This is a genomic window from Nocardiopsis sp. KDC1DS13DA1 (genome assembly GCF_055632325.1).
Map to the genome: position 1 here is coordinate 172,892 of NZ_JBVMUY010000017.1, position 16,363 is coordinate 189,254.

Genomic DNA, 16,363 nt, shown 5'->3' on the forward strand with positions numbered 1-16,363 from the left:
GGGAGAGGAGGCGGCGGTGGTGGTGCGAACGGACGCGTTGGAGGAGGGGGCGGACCTGGTCGGGCGGGTGCGCGACTTCGTGGTGCGTGAGGTGGAGCCCTGGGAGGACGTTCTGGACGGGGGCGGCGGACGGGCGCGGGCGCGACGCGCGCAACTGAGGGAGCTCGCGGTACGGGAGGGTGTGTGGGCGCTGCCGCTGCCCCGGGAACTCGGCGGAGGCGGGCTGGGGCTGGCCGGGTACGCGCCCGTCGCCGAGGCCGAGGGGCGCAGCGACCACGGGCCGTCGGCCCTCGGGTCGGCGGCGCTGCTGGATGTGCGGACACTCGACGCGTACGCCACACCCGCCCTGCGCGGACGCTGCCTGGAGGGGCTGGTCTCGGGGCGGCTGCGGGCGTGCTTCGCGATGACCGAACCGGGCGCGCGCGGGTCGGACCCGGCCGCGATCGCGACCACCGCGCGCCCGTCACCCGGGGGGTTCCGCGTGCGCGGTGCGAAGTGGTTCGTGACCGGGGCGCGCGAGGCGGACCTGGTCATCGTGGTGGCGCGCACGGGGCCGCCGGGTTCCGGGGGACGGGAGGGACTGACCGTCCTGGCGGTGCCCGTCGACGCACCCGGGGTGCGCGTGGTGCGGGAGTTGCCCGTGTGGGGTGTTGGCGGGCAGTACGAGATCGCCTTCGACGACGTGCCCGTCGCCGCCGACCACGTGCTGGGCGAGGTCGGCGGGGGGCTGCGCGTGGCGGGTGCGCGGGTGGGGCTCGGGCGGACGCTGCGCGCCCTGCGCTGGCTCGGGCAGGCGGAGCGCGCGTTCGGGCTGCTGCTCGACCGCGCTCGCGACACCGGGCGGGGCAGCCCCGCTCTGGGGGAGTACCAGCTGGTGCAGGGGCTGGTGTTCGAGTCGCACCTCGCCCTGGCCTCGGCGCGGTCCCTGGTGCGGGCGGCCGTGTCGGCGGTGGCGGACCCCGGGACCGACCCGGGGCGCACGGCGGTGGCCACGGCGAAGGTGGCGGCGGCGCGGGCGCTGTCGACGGCAGCCGACGCCGCCGCGCAGGTGTACGGGGCGGAGGGGTTGGGGCCGGACACGCCACTGCCGCGCCTGCAACGGGTGGCGCGCCAGGCACGGGTGCTGGACGGGCCGGACGAGCTGCACGTGTCGGCGGTGGCGCGGCGCCTGCTGCGGGGCTGAGGGGGCGGCCGGGCCACGGAGGTGTCGGACACGGAGGGCCGCGGACGGATTTTCGCCGATTCTTAGCCGTTTCCCAGACATCCCTTCACACCGCGCCGCCATCGTGGGACGCGCGCGCCGAGACCCCGACCCCGACCCCGGTCACGGCGCCTTCCGTTCGCCACCCCACGTGATTCACCGAGTGAGGAAGAAAGCTGTGTCACACACCGGTAACAACACTCCCCCGACCGTCGGCGAGGAGGGTGAGCGGGCCCCCACGCCGTCGGGCTCCGCTCCGGCGGCGGGGCGTGACGGCTACCTCGACCTCCTACGCGGCGTCGCCATCGTCCGCGTGGTGCTGCTGCACACCGTCGAACTGGCTTGGTTGTCGGTGGTCTTCCCGTCGATGGGCATCATGTTCGCGCTCGGCGGATCGTTGATGGCCTCGTCTCTCGACCGGCGGAGGGGAACCCTACGGGTCATCCGCGGCAGACTGCGCCGACTGCTGCCCCCGATGTGGTTGATGGCGCTGATCGCCCTGCCGCTGATGTCGTGGGAGTCGCTCTCTGCGGGCGACCCCCTTCCGCTGTCGTGGGAGACGCTCTACTGGCTCCTCCCGTTGGGTCATCCGCCCTCCAACGGTTTGGAGATCGGCGATGCGTTCAGCGGAGTGCTGTGGTACCTGCGTACGTACCTGTGGTTCGTCCTGCTCTCCCCCCTGCTGCTGCGCCTGTTCCGCCTGAGTCCCTGGTTGGTGGTCGCGGCCGCCGTGGGCGCGGTCTTCGCCCTCGACCTGCTCGCCTTCGAGGGCGAGAGTCTCCTGTCCTCGATGCTGTCCGGCTCGGAGGGGCTGCTCAGCAGCCTCGTCGTCTACCTGGCCTGCTGGCTGATCGGCTTCGCCCACCACGACGGACTGCTGTCCCGGATGAGCGCCTGGGTCGCCGTGTCCCTCTCCGCCGTGTTGGTCGCCGTGGGTCTGTGGTGGTCGCTCGGGGACGAGCCGGAGGTCGAGTTCGCCTCGCTCACCCTGTACGACAGCGCCGTACTGAACACTCTGCTGTCCCTCGCGTTCATCGTCATGCTGCTGCGCTTCCGGCCAGGCGCCGGGCTGCTCCACCGATGGGCCTGGCTCCGCGGACTGAGCCGCCGGATGAACGCCCGGGCCGTGACCGTCTATGTCTGGCACTACCCGTTGCTGCTCGTGATCTGGTGGCTCGCCGAGAACGGTGTGTTCGCCGAGTGGTTCGTGCCGGAGGCATTGGCCTGGGTGGGCGTGGAAATCCTGCTGCTCCTGGTGGCGGCGTGCGCGTTCGGGTGGGCCGAGGACCTGTCCGCGCGCAGGCGCCCCTCGCTGCTGGGCGGCGGCCGCGGGCGGGCCCGGGCACCCGTGTGAGGGCGCTCGGCTCAGCGCTCAGGCAGCTCGAAGCCGATCACCGCGCCGCCGCCCTCGCGGTTCCCGGCGAACACCGTTCCACCGTGCGAGACCACCACATCCCGTACGATCGCCAGACCCAGCCCCGAGCCTCGCGTTCCGCGGGCCTCGGGGGCCCGGTAGAAGCGGTCGAAGAGCCGACCCTCCGGCAGGTCCGGCACGCCGGGGCCGCGGTCCCTGACCTCGACGCGGCCCCGGGAGATCACGATCTCCAGCGGTTCTCCGGACGAATCGAACTTCGTCGCGTTCTCCATCAGGTTGGACAGGCAGCGTTCCAGGGCCAGCGGCCGACCGTCGACGGCGGTGGAGTCGGCCTCGACGGTGATCTCCCGACCGGCACGGACCCGGAAGCGTTCGGCCACCCCTCCCGCGATCGCGGCGAGTTCGACCGGCTCCACCTCCTCCGGCTGGCGGGTGTCCGTCGCGAGTTCCACCAGCTCGTCGACGAGCTGGATCAGTTCCCTGGACTCCATCGTCAGGTCCGCCAACAGCGGCCCTCGGGCGGCGGGCGGCAGGTCCTCGAAACGGTGCAGCAGGAAGATGTTGGCGCGCAGGCTCGTCAGCGGAGTGCGCAGTTCATGGCCCGCCTCCCGCACCAACCGTTGTTGGGCGTCCTTGGACCGGGCGAGTCGACCCAGCATCGCGTCGAAGGCCGCGCCCAGTCGGCCGACCTCGTCCCGTCCGCCTGCGGGCACGGGCAGGTCCAGCCGCCCGGTGTGGGCCACCTCCTCGGCCACCCGTGTCAGCCGGACGAGCCCGCGGGTCACCCGACCCGCCACAAACCAGCCGCACACCCCGGCGGCGGCCGAGACCGTGACGCCCACCGCGATGACGCTGCTCCTGAGGTTGGCCAGCAGTCCGTCCACCTCGCTCAGCCGCTGTGCCACCTGGACCGCTCCGCGCGCGCCGCCGAGGGAGACTGCCGTGATCCGCACCCGCTCACCGTTCGTCTCCACCTCACTGCTCGCGGTGAGGCCGGGTTCTGCGGCCCTCGCCGCCCACCGGTCGGTGTCCGACACCGGCAGCGGCCAGGGACGGCCCGCGTCGACGATCCTCCCCGCCGGGCCCAGGATTTGGCCGATCAACGTGCGGGATCCGGCCAGCATGTCGCCGAGGTCCGTCTCATTCGGCTCCGGTTCGACCAGATCCTCCGTCGTCACGTCGCCCTCGTCGACGGCGCGTTCCGCCACCGCCTCCACTGCGCGGGCGAAGTCGTCCTCGGTCTCCCGCCAGATCAGCGCGGATGCCAGGCCGTAGCTCAGGGTGCCCACTCCGATGGCGACCAGCGCCGCGATCGCGGCGAACAGCAACGAGAAGGTCAGACGCAGACTCAGCCGGGCCCGACGGGGGCGGTTCACGTCGCGCGGATCGTGTAGCCGACGCCCCGGACGGTGTGGATGACCTCGGAGGCGCCCGGGCGGGCCAGTTTGCGTCGCAGATGGCTGATGAACACGCTGAGGTTCGTGGAACCGGCGCCGAAGTCGTAGCCCCAGACACGTTCGTGAATCGTGGCGCGGTCCACCACCACCCCGCGGTTGCGCATCAGCAGCTCAAGCAGGTCGAACTCCGTTCGGGACAGGACGATCTCCTCTGCGCCGCGCCAAACCCGGCGCGATCCGGGGTCGAGCCGCACATCGGACGCGGTCAGTTCCGCCTCCGCCCTGTCGTCCGCGACGCTCGGCGACGCCCGGCGCAGCAGGGCGCGCAGCCTGGCGAGCAGTTCCTCGGGCTCGAAGGGCTTGACGAGGTAGTCGTCCGCACCGGCGTCGAGTCCGGCCACGCGGTCGGAGACCTGGGTCCGGGCGGTGAGGACGAGGATCGGCGTCCGGTCGCCCTGGGCCCGTAGGACGCGGCACACCGACAGCCCGTCCAGACCGGGCATCATCAGATCCAGGACGAGCAGGTCCGGGGCGTCCTTGCTGACCGCGGCGACCGTTGCGACGCCGTCATCGACGGTGACGACCCGGTATCCCTCGAGTAGCAGCGACTGCTTGACCGCGCGGCTGATGGCGGGGTCGTCCTCCGCGAGCAGGATGGTGGGCATGGACGCGAACCTTGGTGGATGTCCCCTTGCGAGGAGAGGTGCGTGGAGGAACCCAACGGGTCCCTGTCGCGCCAGCGTACCTCCGCCCGTGAGCACACCGTCATCACGGTACGGCTTCCGGTCCCGCGCCATTCGTCCGGTGGCGCGGGACTGAGAGGTCAGACGAGGTCCGCGGGGACGGTGCCCAGGGCCATCGCCGCCGCCAGCGCGAGGAAGAAGTTCCCCCACACGGACTCGATCCCGGTGACCAGCCCGTCGGCGGTCCCGTAGGACCCCTGGCCGAGGCCGTGCGTTCCCAGGTGGTCGCTCTCCAGCGTCCGCACGATCGCGTGCGCCCGCGCTCTGGCGGCCGTCACACGGCGCGCGGGGTCCGGCGCCGGGGCGGCGGGCGTGTGCGTTCGCGCGGTCTCCAGCGCGTGCGCCACCCGCAGCAGCGCGGCCGCCTCGATCGCCGCCGCCCCGGTGTCCACCGGCCCCTCGGCGTCCTCCGCGTCGGCCGGGGGCACCAGCGGCGCGTCCGCGTCCAGTACCTCCCCCAGCGCCGGATCGTCGTGCGGCACGGCCCCCAGCCGCACCGCGTCCGCGAACGCCGTCAGCAACCACGCGCGCCCACGCGACCAGAACCGCGTCGGCGCGGCGTCGCGCACCGCACCGTTCCCGTCCAGCCGCCACACGGGCACCACGGCAGACCCGTTCCAGCACAGCCGCAGGTGCCGGACCAGGTGTGCCGTTCCGATCGCCGCGACCGACGCCGAAACCCCCGGTGCCTCCCGCGTCAACTGCGCCACGCCAGGCGCACCGTCCACACGCACGAGGTCGCCCGCGCCCCCGAAGGCGCCACCCCACGGGACCGCCCCGGCCCCGGACGAGAACCGCCCGGCCAACGACCGCGCCGCCCGACCGGCCGCCTCCTCCAACGGGGCCGGACCCTCCGCGAGCGCGAACCGGGAGAGCGCGAGCGGGTACCAGAACACCAGTCCGCGCGTGGCCGTGTCCGCCTCCGCCCACACCGCCAGCCCCTCGCTCGCCCGCCGGGCGGCGTCCACCCGCGCCGAACCGGGACGCTCCAACACCCGCAGCCACAGCAGCCCGGCCCAGAGCCCGCCGGTCCACGAACCGCGCTGACTCGTGACCCACGCGTCGCCCGGACGCCGGAACAGCGGATACCGGCCGTCCAGCCTCGGGTGCAGGTCGTCGACGCCGTCGAGGAGCGTGTCGAGGATCCGCCGCGCCGCCGTCGGCGGCGCGGCGGCGTTCGCCCGCCCGGGCTCGCCCCCGCCGTTCTTTGGCGTTCGTCCGTCGGTCACCGCCACCACGCCTCCGGGGGCCGGGCCGCCGGGCCGCCGCCCGCGCGCATCCGGTCCTGGGCGGTCACGGCCGCCACGTCCTCAGCGTTCACGACCCCCCTCCCTCCGCAGCCACGGGGCCGCCGTCGCCGCCGCCGCGAGCAGCGCGACCGCGGGCCAGCCCCACGCGTACACGTAACCGAACCCCTCGGCGAGCGCGCCCAGCACCCCGGGGCCGAGCGCGAACCCCGCGAAGAACCCGGCCGACACCAGCGCCGTGGCCCGCCCCGCCCGGGGGCCGGGCACGGCGGTCATCACCGCGATCATCGACACCGCGTTCGCCGCCACCGCCAGCCCCCCGACGGCGACCGCCGCCGGGTACACCAGCGCCGGAACCCACGCCGCCGCCACCAGCAGCACGGGACCCAGGACGGCCCCGCCCGCCAGCGGCGCCAGCAGGCGGAACGGTCCCCGGCGGTCGGCCCTCGCCGCCCACAGCACCCGGCCCAGCACCCCGGCGACACCGAGCACCGCCACCACCAGACCCGCCGCCACCGGGGCCAACCCCAGCCCGTCGGCGGCGAACAGCCCCACGTGCGCGTTCATCGACGACACGCCCACGCCCAGGAAGAGCGAGAACACCGCCAGCCGCGCCACCGGACCGCGCAGCGGCTCGGCGCCCGCGCCCCGTGCGCCACCGCCCGGGGCGTCGGCGGCGAGCACGACCAGCGCCCACACCGCGAGCAGCAGTGCGACCGCGGCGGCCGCCGCGACCGCGACCCGCCACCCCGACCAGGCCGCGACCAGCGACAGGGGGACCCCCGCCACCAGCGCGCCCAGCTGCACCCCGGACTGCTTCCACCCGGTCACCCCGCCCCGCCGCCCGGCGGGCACCGACCGCAGGACCGCCTTGTTGGTCGCCGGGTTGGCGAACGCCTGGGGCAGCCCGCACAGAGCCAGCGCCAGGCACAGCGTGACCAGGTCCCGCGCCGCCGCCAGCAGCCCCAGCCCGACGGCCGCCAGCACCAGCAGCCCGACCGTGCACCGCCGCGGTCCCCAGCGGTCGGTGAGCCGCCCGGCCGCGGGGGACAGCACGGCGGCCATCGCGAACCCGGCTCCGACCGCGAGCCCCAACTCCGCCGGTCCCGTGCCCAGGTCGGGGCCGAGCCGCGGAGCCAACGCCGCCACCGTGAACAGCGGCAGCATCGACCAGGCCATGACCAGGGTCAGCAGCACGGTCGTGCCGCCCACCCGGTCGGGCGTCCTCGTCTCCTCCAGACGGTCAGGGGTCATCGGCGCTCCGATACGGTCAGGGGGTATTCACGGGCCCGCTCAGTGTCTCATCCCCCTCGCGGGACCCCTCCGCCGAGCCCGACCCGACCGGCACATCCGCCTCCTCCACCGACCGGCCGCGCCTTCGGCCACGCCACCCGAGGACGGCGTCCACCGCCAGGAACGCGGACAGCGACACGCCGACCAGCGGTACCGCCCAGCCGACCGCCGCCAGCACGACCACGACCGCCGCCTTCAGCGGCAGCGGCAGGGCGCGGAAGGCGCCACGCGGGTAGGGGCGGCCGACCCCCAGCGACCGCGCCCGGGTGGGCCGCCGCTGCCACCACATCCGGTAGCCCCAGCCGATGACGGCCAGCAGCCCCAGGGCCAGCGCGGTCAGCACGACCTGGTTGGCCACCCCGAACAGCAACCCCATGTGGGCGTCGATCCCCCACCGGGTGACCTTGGCCATCAGCGGGTGGTCGGCGAACCGCACCACGTCGGTGACCTCCGCCGTGTCCGGCGCGATCGCCGCGCTGTCCGCCCGCGTCGGCCAGAGCCGGTCGAGCTGGTCGACGACGTACGGGGAGGCGGGCGTCTGCGGGTAGCCGATCTCGATCGGGCCGTCCAGCCCCGCGTTCCGCGCGCTGTCCAGCACCGCGTCCACGCCCAGGTCCACGCCGGGCGAGGCGGGCGTGGCCGCCACGGACACCGAGGGGGTGGTCCAGGACAGCCGCTCCCGCAGGTCGGCGATGTTTCCGCCCGCGTACTGCGACCACGTCATCCCCGTCGCCGACAGGAAGAGCAGGCCGACCAGGATCCACAGGCCGGTGGCGCCGTGCAGCGAGACTGACCGCGCCCGCCCCGGGGACGTCCCCGAACCGGGTACCAGCGCACGGCGCGCCCCGCCCCGGGAACGCCGCACGCGGGCGACCCACAGCGTGAGGCCGCCCAGCCCGACCACCCACAGCCAGCTGGCCGCGAGTTCGCTGTACAGGCGCCCGGCGTCACCCAGGTGCAGGTTCCGGTGGAACACCTCGATCCACGTGCGCACGGGCAGCGCCCCGCTGGTGCCGTAGGACTCGGTCACCCCGAGCACGTCGCCGTCGTAGGGGTCGACGAACACCGCGGCCCGCTGCCCCGCCCCCAGACCGGGCACGGCGAACAGCACCCGTGTGGTGTCGCCCGCGCCGGTGGGCGGGCGTACCGCGTCGAGTTCGGCGTCCGGCAGTTCCTCCCGCGCCGCCCGTACCTGTTCGTGCAGCGGCAGGGCCTCCCCGGCGGGTTCGACGCGCAGCAGGTCGGCGTAGGCGGCGTCCTCGATCTGCGGCGTCCACACGTACAACAGGCCGGTGACCGCCGCGACCAGGACGAACGGGGCGACGAACACCCCGGCGTAGAAGTGCAGCCGCAGGAGCAGCGGCCGGAGTGCCGTCCACGTCCCGCCCCGCGCCCGTTCGGCCGCGTCCTCGGCAGGTGTGTCCTCGTCCTGTTCCATGGCGGCGTTCCCCTCGTCGCCGGCGCGTCGCGCCGATGCCGGTGCTGTCCTCCCCGTTCAGGTCGTTCGCGTGGTCCGTCCGGTTCCCGCGCCGAAGTGTCTGGCTCCGGGGGCGAGCGCGGCGGCGCCCGGACCGAGGAAGCACAGGGCCGCGCACACCGCCAGCACCGCCTGGGCGCCGAACGCCTGTGCCGCCGGGGCGATCAGCGCCAGTCCGACCGGCGCCAGACCGTACGAGAAGAGGAAGTCGAGCGAGGAGACCCGGGCGAGCTTGTCGGGATCGACCTCCCGCTGCGCGGCGGTGAACCACGGCACGTTGAACAGCTCGATCCCGATCCCCGCGAACACGTAGGCCGCGACCACCGTCCACGGACTCACGGGGAACAGGAGGCTCAGCGGCGCGAGTCCGTACAGCGCCAGGCCGGCCAGCGCGGCCCATCCCGGGGCGGCGGGCCGCCACCGCCCGATCAGCACCGCCCCGGCCAGGGCCCCGGCGGTGTAGGCGGTCATCGCGCCCGCCAGTACCGCCTCGGTGCCGAAGGTGTCGCGGCTGACCACCGGAAGGAGGACGTTGGTCGCGGAGTACCCGGCGGCGATGACGGAGGTCAGCGCGCCCAGTCCGGCGAGGAACCAGGTGTGCCGACGGGCCTCGCGCAGCCCGTCGGCGAAGTCGGCGACCGGCGACCACCGCCGCCCCGCCGTCCGTTCCGGGGTCGGCCGCACCCGTGTCCCCCCGGGCGGGGCCAGTGCCGCGACCGCCCACATCGCGGCCGTGAGCAGCAGCAGGGCGGTCGTTCCCAGGACAGCCGACAGTAGCGCCGTCAGCGCGGGGGCGACCAGGGTGGTCACCCGGACGGAGATGGTGAGCGCCGCGTTGGCCCGCTGGCGGCGGGGTTCGTCGACGACCTCGGCGGTCAGCGCCTGGAACGCGGGTCGGCACGCCCCCTGACCCGCTCCGACGAACGCCGCCGCGACCGTCGCGAGCACGATGGCCGAGGTCCCCGCGCCGATGGCGACCACCGGTGTGGCCACCGCCGCGGTGAGCCCCGCCCACAGCACCACCGACCTGCGGGAGAACCGGTCGGCGACCAGACCGCCGAGCGGGAGGGCGAGGAGGAAACCGGCGGTGCGGGCGGCCAGGGTCAGGCCGAGCCCCACGGCGGTGAGTGAACCGTCCAGGACGGCCAGGCCGAGGATGAACGGCATCGCCCACGTGGCCAGGCCGGAGGCGGTGTTTCCCGACCACAGCCGGAGGAAGGCCGGGTCCCGCAGTACGGATGCGCGTGGTGGGGAGGGGCTTGCGGTCTCGGTCTCCTGGGGAGGGGCCACGTTCGTTCGATGTCCTTTCCGCGTGTGGTCGGTGAGGCGGTGCCGGTGCGGACCCGTTCACGGGGCCGTGCCGGGCGCATGGCCGACACCGTGCGCTGTGCCGGTCCCGTGCCGGGCGCACATCCCGGGGCGGAGGCCGTTCCCGGAACCGGCGCCCCTGCGCGGAGCCGACGCCGTTCACCGTCCGCCCCCCGCGCCGGGGCCGACACCGTTCCCGGGGCGGTGCGCCTCCGTGACGGGTCGATCGACGGCGTCGCGCACGGGTTTCCCGGCACCCTCTGATGACAACGGTTATCGTTTTCACTAAGATAGCGCACGACCTCCGGCACACGGACGCCCCGTACCCCCTCCGCGTCCGCGTGCCACACCCGCCCCAGGAAGGACCCCCGTGGACCGCTCCCTCGCGGCCGAGCTGCCTCCGCCACTGCCCGCCGAGCAGATCCTCGCCGTCAACCCGCCCAGGAACGACCTGCGCACCACCCGCTCCTACACCTGGAACGGCTGGGACTTCGAGGTGCCGCCCGGGGTCTTCCTGCCCGGCGGGACCAGCCGGATGATCCACCAGCGCCTCCTGGACGACGACATCGACGTGCGCGGGCGCCGGTACGCCGCCATGGGCGTCGGCCTCGGCGTGGAGGCCGTCGTCGCCGGGGTCCGCGGGGCCGACGAGGTCCACGCGATCGACGTCCACGCCCCCAGCGTCGAGGCCGCCGCCCGCAACTTCGACCGCGTCCTCGACGGCGGCACCGCCACCCGGCTCGTGCCCTGGGTCAGCGACATGTTCGCCGGCCTGCCCGACGACGCCCGCTTCGACGTGGTCACCTTCAACCCACCCGCTGTCAGCCATCCCACCAGCACCGACCCCGACGTCGTGCGCAACGTCTGCGTCGGCGCGCCGATCACCGCGACGTTCTTCACCCAGCTCCGCGAGCGCTCCCTCCTGGCCTCCGGCGCCGAGGTCCACCTCATCGCCTCCAACACCGCCGACCTGCGCCGCATCGTCGTCCACGCCGAGGGATCCGGTTTCTCCGCCGAGGTCCACCACCGCCACGACTGGGGCGACGGCGTCGTGACCTACCTCTTCCGCTTCCGGGAGGCCGAGCGCCGATGACCCTCGACGACCTCTTCCGCGACGCCCTCGACCGGGTCGGCGACACCGCGGCCACCAGCGTCTTCTGGCTGCACCACGGCACCCGCCTGGCCGGGAGCGGCACCACCTACCTCAACCAGTACGTCGCCGTCCGTGTCGGCGGCTCCTTCGGGGCCTGCGCCTTCGAGGACGGGCAGATCCCGCCGGACCTGTGCCGCGAGGTCTCCGGCGCGCCCCTGGCCGACCTGCTGGCCGACGGCCCGACGCCCCTGCGGATCGCCGCCCTGGACGCCTACCTCGCCCACACCCGCCCGCACCGCGACGACCCCCGCGCCGAGCCGCTCACCCTGCCCGCGGGGACGCCGGAACAGCGCGCCGCCGCCCGCGACGCCGCCATCGCCGGGCTCGCCCCCGTCACCGAGGGGGCCAGGATCGCGCTCATCGGCGTCGTCAACCCCCTCGTGGCCGCGATCCGCGACCGCGGCGGCGAGTGCCTGCCCTGCGACCTCAACCTGCGCACCACCCGGTGGGGCGACCCGGTCACGGAGTCGATGGCCGAGGTGGTCGACGCCGCCGACGCCGTCGTGGCCACCGGCATGACCCTCGGCAACGGCACCTTCGACGAGCTCCTCGCGCGCTGCCGCGAGCGCGACATCCCGCTCCACGTCTACGCCCAGAGCGCGAGCGCCGTCGCCCGCGCCTTCCTCGGGCACGGGGTCGCCGGGGTCTGCGCCGAACCCTTCCCCTTCTCCCAGTTCAGCGCCGACCCCACCACGCTCTACCGCTACCGGGCCACCGGCGCGGCCTGACCGGACCGGCCCCCCCGAGCAGGGCGGGCGCGCGCCCCGTCCCTCCCGCGCGCCCGCCCGTCCCCGCTCACCGGGGTCGCCGCGCGCGACGGGCGGACTCCCGCCCTCCCGTCGCCCTCCACCACCCTCCATGGCCGACCACGGCGTGGTTCCGCCCTCGTGCGGATGACCTCCGCCCGGCATGGCCCCACCCTCACCAAGGAGAACGACCGTGGACGAGCACGTGTCCGAAGCGATCGGCCGCCCCGACCTCATCGACCTCGGCGACGGCCTCCTGTGCCTGCGGTTCGAGACCCTCAAGGTGGTCTCGGCCCTGGCCGCGGTCCACCGCCTCATCGAGACCGGGGCCGTCCGTCCCGGCGACACCGTGATCGACAGCTCCAGCGGTGTCTACGCCCACGCCCTCGCGCTGGCCTGTCACCGGTACGGGCTGCGCTGCCACATCATCGGCTCCACCACCGTCGACCGCACCCTGCGCGCGCAACTGGAGATCCTGGGCGTGCACCTGGAGCAGATGGAGTCCACCGACGACCTCCGGCTCGACCAGAACCGCCGTGTGCGCCGCGTCCGGGAGATCCTCGCCGCGAACCCCGGCTACCACTGGATGCGCCAGTACCACGACCCCGTCCACCACCTCGGGTACCGCGAGACCGCCGAGACGATCCGCCGGGAGACGGGCGGCGGCGACCTCACACTCGTGTGCGGCGTCGGGACCGGCGTCTCCAGCGGGGCGCTCGGCACCTACCTGCGCGAGACCGACCCGGACACCCGCCTCGTGGGCGTGCAGCCGTTCGGCAGCGTCACCTTCGCCAGCGACGGCGTGCCCGACCGGGACATCATCATCGCGGGCATCGGCAGCGCCATCCCCTTCGGCAACGTCGACCACACCCTCTACGACACCGTGCACTGGACCGGCTTCGAGGCGGCCCTGGCCGGGACGGTCGACCTGCTCCGGCGGCACGCCGTGTTCGCCGGGCTCTCCAGCGGCGCCGCCTACCTGGCCGCGCGGTGGGAGCGCGAGCGCGACCCCGGCCGGACGGTGCTGTTCGTCGCCGCCGACACCGGACACCGGTACACCGACTCGGTGTTCGCCCGGCACCGGGAGGCCGAGGCGGTCGAGGACCTCAAGCCGCTGGACATCGCCGACACCTCCGAACTCCAGCTCCCCTGGGCGCGTATGGAGTGGCGTCGGGCCGGGGCGCCGCGCCGGGCCCGGTTCGACCGCACCGCCTGACCGGGCTCCACCCCCACCGCGAACGGGCCCGTGCGGATCGCCTCCGCACGGGCCCGCGTGTGCTGGTCCGCTCCTACCTGTTCAGTCCGCGCAGGTACTCGGCGAAGCCCTCCAGGCCGTCGATGTTGCGCGGGCTGGAGATGCCCTCGTTGTAGTCGAGGACGTAGAAGGCGTCGTTCCGGACCGCGGGAAGGTCGGCGGTGGCCTCGTACTCCCGCAGGAACCCGATCTTGTCCTCGGCGGGCTGGTCCCCGTAGTCGAAGATGATGATCACCTCCGGCTGGGCCGCCACGACGGCCTCCCAACCCACCTGGGTCCACCGCTCGTCCAGGTCGCCGAAGACGTTCTCACCCCCCGCGAACTCGATGATGTCGTTCGCGGGCACCTGGCTCGCCGCCGTGAACGGCTGTTCGGTGCCCGAGTCGTAGAGGAACACCGGAACCGGGTCGCCCCCGGGCGCCTGTTCCCGGACCGCCTCGACCCGCTCCCGGTACCCGGTCACGAGCTCCTCGGCCCGCTCCTCGACGCCGAAGATCCGGCCCAGCCGCTCCAGGTCGGTGTACAGGCCCTCGAACGGGGTGTGGTGCTCGGGGAAGTTCGGGTAGTTGTAGCAGGACTCGGCGTGCACGAAGCTCTGGATGCCCAGCCCGTCGAGGATCTCGGGGGTGATCCCGCGCTCGTCGCTGAAGCCGGACTGCCACCCGGCGAGCACGAAGTCCGCCTCGGCGTCCACCACGAGCTCGCGGTTGAGCAGGTCGTCGCTGAGGAACTCCACCCGTTCGTACTCGGCGGCCCAGGGGGACTCCGAGACCGGCGGGTTGGCGGGCGGCAGGACGTAGCCGTGCACGTGGTCGGTCAGGCCGAGCGCGAACATCTTGTCCGCGCTGCCGCCCTCGTAGACCACCGCGCTCCGCGGCGTCGTGTACTCGACCTCCTCGCCGCAGCGGTTGACCGTGACGGTCCCGGCGGCGGCGTCCTCGGCGCCCTCGACCTGGGCCCCGCAGCCCGCGGTCAGCAGCGCGAGGACGCCGAGAGCGGCGGGGGCGCGCCTTGGTCGGCCGGATCGGTGGCTCATGTGGTGCCTTCCTCTGGTGTGTGGGGGGTGAGGGTGTAGAGGAGCTGGGGGTCTCCGGTCAGGGGGTGGGGGACGACCGTGGCGGCCACACCGAAGACCCGCTCGACCAGCTCGGGGACGAGGACCTCCCGGGGGGTTCCGGAGGCGACCAGGCGGCCCTCGGACAGCACGCCGATGCGGTCGCAGACCGCGGCGGCCAGATTGAGGTCGTGCAGGACGAGCAGGACGGTGATCCCCGCGCTCCGCACGAGCGACAGCAGCCCGATCTGGTGCCGCACGTCGAGGTGGTTGGTCGGCTCGTCCAGGACGAGGACCTGCGGTTCCTGCACCAGACAGCGCGCGAGGAGGACGCGCTGGCGCTCGCCGCCGGACAGGGAGAGCACACCCCGGTCGGCCAGGTGGGCGACGTCCATGCGCTGCATCGCCGCACGGCACAGCTCCCGCTCGCGTGCGTCCGGGGAACGGTTCCCCCTCACATGCGGGGTGCGACCGAGCGCGACGACCTCGGCGGCGGTGAAGTCCAGGTCGCTGCCGCCCTCCTGGGTGAGTGCGGCGACCGACCGGGCGCTCTCGCGCAGGCCCAGCCCGCCCAGGTCCCGCCCGTCCAGCCACACCGTGCCGCGCGAGGGGCGCAGCGCCCGGTAGACGCAGCGCAACGCGGTCGACTTGCCCGACCCGTTGGGGCCGACCAGCCCCACCACGTGTCCCTTGGGCACCTCCAGTGACAGTTCGCGCACCAGCTCCGCGCCGCCGACGCTGACCGAGAGCCCGTCCAGGCGCAGTTCCATCAGCGGCCTCCGAACAGGTAGCCCCTGCGGCGCAGCAGGAGGACGAACACGGGGACGCCGACCAGGGCGGTGATGAAGCCCAGCGGCAGTTCGCGCGGGGCGGCGACCACCCGGGCGACCAGGTCGACCCAGACCATGAACACCGCGCCGACCAGCGGCGCGACCGCCAGCACCCGGCGGTGGCCCGCGCCGACGACGATGCGCACGACGTGCGGGATGACCAGGCCGACGAACCCGATCGCGCCGCTCACCGCGACCATCGCACCGGTCATCAGCGCGGTGACCAGGAACAGGCCGCGGCGCAGGCGGTCGGTGTCCACACCCAGGCTGGCGGCGGTCTCGTCGCCGAGCGTCATGACGTCCAGGCGGCGGCTGGCCGAGGCCAGCAGGGCGGTCCCGGTGACCACGATCGCCGTGACCAGCGGCAGGGAGCCCCAGGTCGCCGCGCCGAAGCCGCCCATCGTCCAGAACAGGACGGTGCTGGTGGCCTCGTTGCCGGGGACGAGGTAGACGATCACCCCCATGACCGCCTGGAAGCCGAACGACAGCGCGACACCGGTCAGGACCAGGCGCAGCGGTGTGATGCCGCCCGCCGACAGCGACGCGAGGTAGACGAGCACCGTCCCGCCCAGCGCACCCAGGAAGGCGCCCGCCGAGACCGCGTAGACGCCCAGGGAGCCCAGGACGCCGAAGACGCCCACCGCGACGGCGCCGACCGAGGCGCCCGACGAGACGCCCAGGATGAACGGGTCGGCCAGCGGGTTGCGGACCAGCGCCTGGACGGCGACGCCGACGGCGCCCAGCCCCGCGCCCACGGCCGCCGCGAGGAGGACTCTGGGTGTGCGCAGTTGCCAGACGATCTGGTAGCGCGTGACCTCGTCGGCGCCGATCAGGTCGCCGGTGGTGCCCGCCCACAGGTAGCGGAGGGTGTCGAGGGGGGCGACCACCGCCGACCCCAGGCCGATGGCGAGCACGGCGGAGGCGGCCAGCAGGACGGACAGGGCGGCGACCGTCCGGGCGGTGCCCGAGAGGCGGCGGGGGGTTCTCGGGGCGCGGGGCTCGCGGACGGGCGCCGGCGGGGTGGTCGGGGGCGGGGATGCGGTCCGCGCCACGGGGCGCACCTTCCTTCTCGGGACGGGGGAACGGTCGGCGGCGGGGGACCGGCGCCGGGGTTCGCGGGGGCGTGACGGGTGGGAGGGCAGGGGCGAGGGCGGTCCTCTCCCCTGGGCGGGGGGCGAGGCGGGGTAGACAATGAAAATGATAATCATTCTGTCAACCCCCGGTCGCGGCCGGGGCCGGGACGCGGCGGCGGCCGTGCGCGGACCGTCGTCGCGCACGGCCGCC

14 protein-coding genes are annotated in these 16,363 nt (G+C 74.3%); 5 read left to right on the top strand and 9 right to left on the bottom strand.

What is annotated here, in order from left to right:
• Window positions 1–16 precede the first annotated feature (16 nt).
• Together ACTVAJ_RS12750 and ACTVAJ_RS12755 are read left to right on the top strand one after the other, a co-directional pair.
• Window positions 17–1,183, top strand: a complete 1,167-nt coding sequence (locus tag ACTVAJ_RS12750; protein ID WP_470388341.1) for an acyl-CoA dehydrogenase family protein — start codon at window positions 17–19, stop codon at window positions 1,181–1,183.
• Window positions 1,184–1,379: 196 nt separating this feature from the next.
• Window positions 1,380–2,555, top strand: a complete 1,176-nt coding sequence (locus tag ACTVAJ_RS12755; RefSeq protein WP_470388342.1) for an acyltransferase family protein — start codon at window positions 1,380–1,382, stop codon at window positions 2,553–2,555.
• A gap of 11 nt (window positions 2,556–2,566) precedes the next feature.
• Here the strand turns inward: ACTVAJ_RS12755 and ACTVAJ_RS12760 are convergent, their stop codons facing one another.
• The 6 genes from ACTVAJ_RS12760 to ACTVAJ_RS12785 all read right to left on the bottom strand — a co-directional run bounded on the left by ACTVAJ_RS12760 (window position 2,567) and on the right by ACTVAJ_RS12785 (window position 10,023).
• Window positions 2,567–3,952 (bottom strand): sensor histidine kinase, encoded by a 1,386-nt coding sequence (locus tag ACTVAJ_RS12760; RefSeq protein WP_470388343.1) that lies wholly within the window; start codon window positions 3,950–3,952, stop codon window positions 2,567–2,569.
• Window positions 3,949–4,638: a response regulator transcription factor gene (locus ACTVAJ_RS12765; RefSeq protein WP_470388344.1), complete on the bottom strand. Its 690-nt coding sequence runs from the start codon at window positions 4,636–4,638 to the stop codon at window positions 3,949–3,951. Before ACTVAJ_RS12765 ends, ACTVAJ_RS12760 begins: the two co-directional genes overlap by 4 nt.
• A 158-nt stretch (window positions 4,639–4,796) precedes the next feature.
• Entirely contained in the window at window positions 4,797–5,945 is a 1,149-nt protein-coding gene (locus ACTVAJ_RS12770) for a serine/threonine-protein kinase (RefSeq protein WP_470388345.1), read from the bottom strand.
• Window positions 5,946–6,026: 81 nt separating this feature from the next.
• Complete coding sequence (locus tag ACTVAJ_RS12775; RefSeq protein WP_470388346.1) at window positions 6,027–7,217, bottom strand: MFS transporter; 1,191 nt, start codon at window positions 7,215–7,217, stop codon at window positions 6,027–6,029.
• Between the two features lie 16 nt (window positions 7,218–7,233).
• On the bottom strand, window positions 7,234–8,694 hold the full coding sequence (locus tag ACTVAJ_RS12780; protein ID WP_470388347.1) for a PepSY-associated TM helix domain-containing protein: 1,461 nt from the start codon (window positions 8,692–8,694) through the stop codon (window positions 7,234–7,236).
• A gap of 57 nt (window positions 8,695–8,751) precedes the next feature.
• Window positions 8,752–10,023, bottom strand: a complete 1,272-nt coding sequence (locus ACTVAJ_RS12785; RefSeq protein ID WP_470388348.1) for an MFS transporter — start codon at window positions 10,021–10,023, stop codon at window positions 8,752–8,754.
• Between the two features lie 388 nt (window positions 10,024–10,411).
• On the opposite strand from ACTVAJ_RS12785, the gene ACTVAJ_RS12790 reads away from it, so the two are divergent.
• The 3 genes from ACTVAJ_RS12790 (at window position 10,412) to ACTVAJ_RS12800 (ending at window position 13,156) form a co-directional block, all read left to right on the top strand.
• Window positions 10,412–11,134, top strand: coding sequence for a class I SAM-dependent methyltransferase (locus tag ACTVAJ_RS12790; protein WP_470388349.1), 723 nt, complete (start codon window positions 10,412–10,414; stop codon window positions 11,132–11,134).
• Window positions 11,131–11,922, top strand: coding sequence for a Rossmann-like domain-containing protein (locus ACTVAJ_RS12795; RefSeq protein ID WP_470388350.1), 792 nt, complete (start codon window positions 11,131–11,133; stop codon window positions 11,920–11,922). Before ACTVAJ_RS12790 ends, ACTVAJ_RS12795 begins: the two co-directional genes overlap by 4 nt.
• 211 nt (window positions 11,923–12,133) lie before the next feature.
• On the top strand, window positions 12,134–13,156 hold the full coding sequence (locus tag ACTVAJ_RS12800; protein WP_470388351.1) for a pyridoxal-phosphate dependent enzyme: 1,023 nt from the start codon (window positions 12,134–12,136) through the stop codon (window positions 13,154–13,156).
• 73 nt (window positions 13,157–13,229) lie between these two features.
• Here ACTVAJ_RS12800 and ACTVAJ_RS12805 read toward each other — a convergent pair whose 3' ends face one another.
• The 3 genes from ACTVAJ_RS12805 to ACTVAJ_RS12815 are packed head-to-tail and all read right to left on the bottom strand — an operon-like array spanning window position 13,230 to window position 16,131.
• Entirely contained in the window at window positions 13,230–14,231 is a 1,002-nt protein-coding gene (locus ACTVAJ_RS12805) for an ABC transporter substrate-binding protein (RefSeq protein ID WP_470388352.1), read from the bottom strand.
• The gene (locus tag ACTVAJ_RS12810; RefSeq protein WP_470388353.1) at window positions 14,228–15,019 is read right to left on the bottom strand and encodes an ABC transporter ATP-binding protein; all 792 of its coding nucleotides are present in this window, start codon (window positions 15,017–15,019) and stop codon (window positions 14,228–14,230) included. Before ACTVAJ_RS12810 ends, ACTVAJ_RS12805 begins: the two co-directional genes overlap by 4 nt.
• Window positions 15,019–16,131 (bottom strand): FecCD family ABC transporter permease, encoded by a 1,113-nt coding sequence (locus ACTVAJ_RS12815; RefSeq protein WP_470388354.1) that lies wholly within the window; start codon window positions 16,129–16,131, stop codon window positions 15,019–15,021. Before ACTVAJ_RS12815 ends, ACTVAJ_RS12810 begins: the two co-directional genes overlap by 1 nt.
• Window positions 16,132–16,363 lie beyond the last annotated feature (232 nt).